The organism is Streptomyces laculatispora, from assembly GCF_017353455.1.
Taxonomy (GTDB): domain Bacteria; phylum Actinomycetota; class Actinomycetes; order Streptomycetales; family Streptomycetaceae; genus Streptomyces; species Streptomyces laculatispora.
Genome location: NZ_JAFMPZ010000225.1, coordinates 1 through 6,720 on the forward strand (window position 1 = coordinate 1; position 6,720 = coordinate 6,720).

Genomic DNA, 6,720 nt, shown 5'->3' on the forward strand with positions numbered 1-6,720 from the left:
GAGGACGGCGATGCGGTCGGCGAGGTAGCGCACGGTCTGGATGTCGTGCGAGATGAACACCATGCCGAGGCCGAGCCGCTCGCGCAGGTCCACCAGGAGGTTGAGGACCTGGGCGCGGACCGAGACGTCGAGCGCGGACGTCGGTTCGTCGGCGACGATCAGCTCCGGTTCGAGCGCCAGGGCGCGGGCGATGGCGACGCGCTGGCGCTGGCCGCCGGAGAGCTGTCCGGGCAGTGCGGCCAGGGTGTGGCCGGGGAGGCCGACCAGGTCGAGGAGTTCCTCGACGCGCGCCTCTCGCTCCTGGCGGGTGCCGCGGCGGTGCACATCGAGCGGGTCGCGCAGGATCTGCCGGACCGTGAGCCGGGGGTTGAGGGCGGTGGAAGGGTCCTGGAAGACGACGCCGACGGCGGAGCCGAAGTCGTCGCGCCGCTGGGTCCCGGACATCTCCCACAGGTCCTTGCCGTGGAAGGTGACCGTGCCCTCGGTGGGCTTCTGCAGACCGGTCAGCACCCTGGCCATCGTCGACTTGCCGCAGCCGGACTCGCCGACCAGGCCGACGATCTCGCCGCGCTCGACCTCCAGGCTCGCGTCGGTGAGGGCGTGCACGGCGTCGCGGCGGAACACGCCTCCGCTGCGTGCCTTGTGGCGTACGTGGACGCCGTCCAGCCTGATCACAGGGCGCTCCCTTCCAGCTGTACGGCCTTCGCCGGGTGGTGGCAGGCGAAGCCGTGGTCGTGCGCGCTGCCGCGTGCGGTGAGTGCGGGGGACGTGGTGCGGCACAGTTCGGTGGCGGCGCCGCAGCGCGAGGCGAACCGGCAGCCCTCGCCGAAGCCCTGTGGTGCGGGGACGACGCCGCGGATCTGGTGGAGCCGTTCGGCGCCCGCCTCCAGGGAGACGACCGAGCCGAGCAGGCCGCGGCTGTAGTGGTGGGTGGGGGCGGTGAGTACGGACCGGGTGTCGCCGATCTCGGCCAGCCGGCCCGCGTACATCACCGCGACACGGTGCGACAGGTCACCGACGAGGGCGAGGTCGTGGCTGACGAGCACCATCGCGAAGCCGAGTTCGTCGCGCAGCCGGACGAGGAGTTCGACGACCTGGGCCTGGACGGTGACGTCGAGGGCGGTGGTCGGCTCGTCCGCGATGAGCAGACGGGGGCTGCGGGACAGCGCCATGGCGATCAGGACGCGCTGGCGCTGGCCGCCGGAGAGCTCGTGCGGGTAGCTGCGCAGGGTGCGTTCGGGAGCGAGGCCGACCAGGTCGAGGAGTTCGGCCGGGGTCTTCGCGGCCCCGCGCGAGGTGAGCTGCTTCAGCTGGGTGCCCACGAGCACGGACGGGTTGAGGGAGGAGAGCGCGTCCTGGTAGACCATCGCGATCTCGGGGCCCATCAGGGCGCGGCGTTCCTTCGGCGGGAGCTTCAGCAGGTCCCGGCCGCGGTAGAGGATTTCGCCGCTGACCTCGGCGTTGCGGGCGAGGAGGCCCATGACGGCGAGGCTGGTGATGGACTTTCCGCAGCCTGACTCGCCGACCAGGCCGAGGGTTTCGCCCTCGTGGACGGTGAAGTCGAGGGAGTCGACGACCGGGACGGTGCCGTACCGGTCGGGGAAGCGGATGGCGAGGTCCCGTACGACCAGGAGTTCGGCGGCGTCCTCCCGTACCGGGCTGATGGCCGGCCCGTTGGCGTGGATGCGCTCCGCGAGCTTGGTGAGGGCTGCGTCGATGTCCACGGTGGAGCGGGCCTCCACCGGGTCCGGCGCCGTGGTGGTGTGGGCGGGGTCCGCGTCGGCACGGGTCTTCTTCGGAGCCGCCGAGGCGTCGGTGAGGCCCTCGGAGAGGATGTTCAGCGCGAGCACGGTGACCAGCAGGGCGAGGCCCGGGAAGAACGTGGCCCACCAGCCGCCGGCGAGGAGGATCTGCCGGCCGTAGGCCAGGACGCTGCCCCAGCTGGGGTCGGGGTCCTGCACACCGGCGCCGATGAAGGAGAGGCTCGCCTCGAAGATGATCGCCTCGGCGACCATCACGGTGGCGAACACCATGACCGGGGCCATGCAGTTGACGGCGACGTGGCGCAGCACGATGTAGCCGCGCCGGGCGCCGATGACCTTCTCGGCCGCGACGTAGTCCTCGCCGTACTGGGAGAGGACGTTGGCGCGGACCACCCGGGCCAGCGACGGGGTGTAGACGAAGGCGATGGTGAAGATGATGACCGGGACGCTGGTGCCGAAGACCGCGACGAGCACGGCGGCCAGGGCGATCGGCGGGAACGACATCACCACGTCGAGGGTGCGCATCACGGACTCGTCGCCCAGCTTGCGCGAGGTGGCGGCGAGTGCGCCGAGAAGGGCTCCGGCGATCAGGGCCAGGGCGGTCGAGCCGAGCCCGATGACGAGCGAGTAGCGCGAGCCGTGCACGACGCGGGCGAAGACGTCGCGCCCGGCCCGGTCGGTGCCGAACCAGTGGCCGGCGCCCGGGGCCTGGACCGGGGTGCCGGTGGTGAGCGGGTCCTGGGTGAGCAGCGGGGCGAACACCGCGCCGAGGATGACGACGAGCAGCACGCAGAGCGCGACGCGGGAGGTGACCGGGAGGGCGCGGAACGCGATGCCCGGTCGGGACAGCTTATTGGCCAGACGGCCCGTGGCGAACATGTCACACCGTCCTGATGCGCGGGTTGACCAGCAGATAGAGCAGGTCGACGATGACGTTGACCACCAGGAACGCGATGGCGATGGTCAGTACGGTGCCCTGGACCAGGGCGACATCGCCGCCGGTGACACCTTCGAGGATGAGCTTGCCCATGCCGGGCAGGTCGAAGATCGCCTCGATGACGACGGCGCCGCTGAGCAGGTAGCCGACCTTGACGCCGAGCACGGTGAGCGGGGTGACGAGCGCGTTGCGCAGCACCGAGCGGATCACCAGGAACACGGGCAGGCCGTTGCCGCGGGCGGTCCGGACGTAGTCGCGGTCGAGTTCGGCGACCATCGAGGTCCGTACGAGACGGGCGAGCGACGCCGCGACGGGCACGGCGAGCGAGAAGGCGGGCAGTGCCATGGTCCTGAGCCAGCCGCTGAAGGAGTCGGCGGGGTTGGTGTAGCCGCCGGTCGGGAAGATCCGGGTGTTCAGTGCGAACTGCTGGATGAGCAGGACACCGAGCCAGAAGGACGGGATGGCGACACCGGCCATGGAGAGCACCCGGAACAGCTGGTCGGGCCAGCGGTCGCGGTACATCGCGCCGACGACGCCGAAGACGACCGCCAGGACGATCGCGAGGATCAGGCCGAGGACGGTCAGCTGGAGGGTGAGCGGGAAGGCGGCGGTGATCCGGTCGACGACGGGCTGGCTCGGCGGGACGGTCATCCCGAGGTCGAAGTGGAGCAGCTGGCCGAGGAAGTGGAAGTAGCGGACGGGCAGCGGGTCGTTCAGGCCGTTGGCCTCGGCGAAGGCCGCACGGGCTTCGGGAGTGGCGCTCTCCCCGAGCGCGTTGAAGGCCGGGTCGACCGGCGAGAACTGCAGCACCACGAAGACGAGCAGCGCGATACCGAGGATCATCACCGGCATCATCGCGACGCGGCGCAGCGCGAGCCGGAGAAAAGCAACCATCGTCGGGTTCCTTGCGGTTGGGCGGGCCGGTCCGGGACAGCGGGGGGTGTTGTCCCGGACCGGGCGATCTGGCGCCGGGTGACCGGCGCCGGGCTGGGGGGCCGGCGGCCGGGGCGGCCGCCGTGTCACCGGGCCGGTGGCGGCCGGTGCGGCGGCCGTCGGCGGCCCGGTGGCGGCCGGTCAGGCGCGGCTGACGTCCAGGAAGGACAGGCCCGTGGTGGGCAGCGGCTTGAAGCCGGGCAGCGCCTTCTCGGTCCAGGCGGTGGGGAGCTTGCGGTGCAGGATCGGGTAGAGCGCGGCCTCGTCGGCGACGAGGTCGGTGACCTGGCCCCACAGCTCCTTGCGCTTCGCCTCGTCGCCCGCCTGCGCGGCCTTGTCGAGGGTCTGCTTGACCTTCTTGTACGCGTCGGACTTGCCCCAGCCGTAGCGGCTCTCGGGCCAGAAGCCGTAGTAGAACCAGCGCAGCAGCAGGTCGGCGTCGTTGCCGAAGACCGACGGGTCGCCGGGGGCGACGAGGACCTCGAAGTCGCCCTTGTCGATCTTGGCGTACTGGGCCGGGGACTGGGCGATGCTGAGGGTGACCTTGACGCCTGCCTGCTCCCAGCTCTCCTTCAGCAGCGGGGCGATGTCCTTGACCCAGCCGGTGTCGGTGGTCAGGACGGTGAAGGACAGGTTCTTCACGCCCGCGTCGGCGAGCAGCTGCTTCGCCTTGGCCACGTCGTGCGTGTAGACCGTGGCGGCCTTGTGGTAGTCGGGGTGGGTCGAGGGCACGTAGCCGGTGGCCGCCGCGGCGTTGCCGACCATCGCGGTGGAGATGATCTTCTCGGTGTCCAGGGCGTAGTGCAGCGCCTGGCGCACCCGCTTGTCGGCGAACCGCTTGTCGGCGGTGTTGAACATCAGGAAGAGCAGCCCGAAGGACTGCACGGACTCGGTCCTGGCAGTGCCTGAGAGCCGCTTGACGTCGATGTACGGAACGTCCTCGATGGCCTGGACGCGGCCCGACTCCATCGCGCTGACGCGGGCCGACTGGTCGGACATCAGGCGCCAGACCATCTTCTTGGCCTTGGCGGGGTGGGCGCCGTTGTACTTGTCGTACGCCTCGAAGACGATCTTGTCCTCGCGGGTGGCCGAGACGAACTTGTACGGACCCGAGCCGACCGGCTTGGCGTCGAAGGCCTTGGGGTCGGGCGCCACGATCTTCTTCGGGACGATCCGGGCCACGGCTATCCGGGACGGGAAGAGTGCGAAGGGGTACTTGAGCTTGAACTCGACCGTGCCGGCGTCGACGGCCTTGACCGTGTCGATGAAGGGCACGAACTGCGCCATCAGCGAGGCGTTCTTCGGGTCCAGGATGCGTTCGAAGCTGAACACCACGTCGTCGGCGGTGACGGCCGATCCGTCGTGGAAGGTCGCCCCCTTGCGCAGCGTCGCCCGGTAGGTGGTGGCGTTGATCTTCTTCGGCATCTCGGTGGCGAGCGCGGGGCGTGCCACGAGTGTTGCCGGATCGAGATCGACCAGGCCCTCGAAGATGTGCATATTGGCGGCGTACGGGGTCGCGCCCGAGGTGATCATCGGGTCGAAGCCGGTCGACAGCGGGTAGGACAGACCGGCCTCGATGAGGTCGCTGCCACTGCCCTTGTCCGCCGATCCGTCGGCGGTCGAGGACGGTCCGCCACAGGCAGCGAGGCTCGCCGTGATGGCGGCCGCAGCACCGACAGCACTGGTGTAACGCAGGAAGGTGCGGCGCTCGACACCGGCTGATCTCAGCTCGGGCACGGGTCCTCCAGGGACTTTGAGGTGGGGCATCGGGGGTGAAGACGGGTGGTGGATCGGTGGTTCACGGGGACCGCGGAACCTTAAGCATCAGACGTCAGATGTCCGATGCCTTGATAGCGTGGGAACGTAGCTTGACAATCGAGAGGGGTCAAGAGGTGGGGAGTTCACATATGTCCGGAACGAGGCCCGGCCGGCAGTTGCTCCGGCAGGAAGTCGTGGACGGCATCAAGCGGTACATCCTCGAAGAACGGCTCCGCCCCGGGGACCCGCTGCCCACCGAGCCCGCCCTGTGCGAGGCCCTCGGCGCCAGCCGCTCCAGCGTCCGGGAGGCCGTCAAGATCCTCAACGCGCTGGACATCGTCGAGGTCCGCCACGGGCACGGCACGTACGTCGGCAGGCTGAGCCTGTCGGCGCTGGTGGAGAGCCTGACCTTCCGCGGGCTGCTCTCCCCCGACGACGACTTCCAGGTAATGGCCGACCTGGTCGACGTGCGCGAGCTCTTCGAGCGCGGGATGGCCGACCGGATCGTCACGCTGCTCACGCCGGAGCAGCTCGACGCGCTGGACGGACTGGTGACCACCATGCGCGAGACCGGGGCGCAGGAGGGGCACGGTTTCGTGGACGCCGACCGGGCGTTCCACGCACTGCTCGTCGCCCCGCTGGGCAACGAACTGATCGGCCAGCTCTCGATGGCCTTCTGGGACGTGTACACGATCGTCGCCCCGCATCTCGACGGATTCACCCACGCCGACGAGACGGCGACGGTCACGGCCCACCAGAACATCGTGGACGCCGCGCGGGCCGGGGACACCGCCGGCTTCATGCAGGCGCTCGGCGAGCACTACGCCCCGGTCAGGCGCCGGATCTCCGAGGCCCGGGCCCGCGACGGCGCCAAGGGCTGAGCGCCTGTCGCCGACGCCTCCGGCGCGGCGGCGGGGCCGGGCCCCGTTCCTCCCGAACCCGGCCCGGCGCACCCTTGACGGGCACGGCAGGGGCTGCCTAGGGTCCGTGTGCCGACAGGACATCTGACGTCATCCGTCTGATGACCTGTGCTTCACCTCGCACCCGGCACTTTCCCGCCGCGCCCCAGGAGGGCACCTCCATGCCGTTGACGGACCTCTCGCTCGCGGACTGCCGCGACTACCGGCCGCCGTTGCCCGTTCCGGCGGACTTCGACGACTTCTGGTCACGGACCCTGGACGAAGCCGGGGACCGCACCCGGCAAAAGCCGGTGTTCACCGAGGTGCAGACGGGGCTCACCCAGGTCCGCACCTACGACGTGACGGTCCCCGGCTTCGCCGGTCAACCGGTGCGCGGCTGGCTGCGGATGCCCGCCGCGGCGGGCGAACC

Annotated in this window: 6 protein-coding genes; 2 read left to right on the forward strand and 4 right to left on the reverse strand. The window is 70.4% G+C overall.

Features of this window, described 5'->3' with window-relative positions; genetic code table 11:
* The 4 genes from J1C73_RS12735 to J1C73_RS12750 form a co-directional block, all read right to left on the reverse strand.
* Positions 1–675: ATP-binding cassette domain-containing protein (locus J1C73_RS12735; RefSeq protein ID WP_207316466.1), on the reverse strand; the 675-nt coding region annotated here is incomplete at its 3' end.
* Positions 672–2,642 (reverse strand): dipeptide/oligopeptide/nickel ABC transporter permease/ATP-binding protein, encoded by a 1,971-nt coding sequence (locus J1C73_RS12740; protein ID WP_207316467.1) that lies wholly within the window; start codon positions 2,640–2,642, stop codon positions 672–674. The genes J1C73_RS12740 and J1C73_RS12735, both read right to left, overlap by 4 nt.
* A gap of 1 nt (position 2,643) precedes the next feature.
* On the reverse strand, positions 2,644–3,594 hold the full coding sequence (locus J1C73_RS12745) for an ABC transporter permease (RefSeq protein ID WP_123463447.1): 951 nt from the start codon (positions 3,592–3,594) through the stop codon (positions 2,644–2,646).
* 180 nt (positions 3,595–3,774) lie between these two features.
* On the reverse strand, positions 3,775–5,370 hold the full coding sequence (locus tag J1C73_RS12750; RefSeq protein ID WP_207316468.1) for an ABC transporter substrate-binding protein: 1,596 nt from the start codon (positions 5,368–5,370) through the stop codon (positions 3,775–3,777).
* A gap of 170 nt (positions 5,371–5,540) precedes the next feature.
* Here J1C73_RS12750 and J1C73_RS12755 point away from each other — a divergent pair, with 170 nt between their 5' ends.
* Together J1C73_RS12755 and J1C73_RS12760 are read left to right on the forward strand one after the other, a co-directional pair.
* Entirely contained in the window at positions 5,541–6,272 is a 732-nt protein-coding gene (locus tag J1C73_RS12755) for a FadR/GntR family transcriptional regulator (protein ID WP_207316469.1), read from the forward strand.
* Between the two features lie 200 nt (positions 6,273–6,472).
* Positions 6,473–6,720 (forward strand): acetylxylan esterase (locus J1C73_RS12760; RefSeq protein WP_207316470.1); only part of this gene is annotated, 248 nt, incomplete at its 3' end.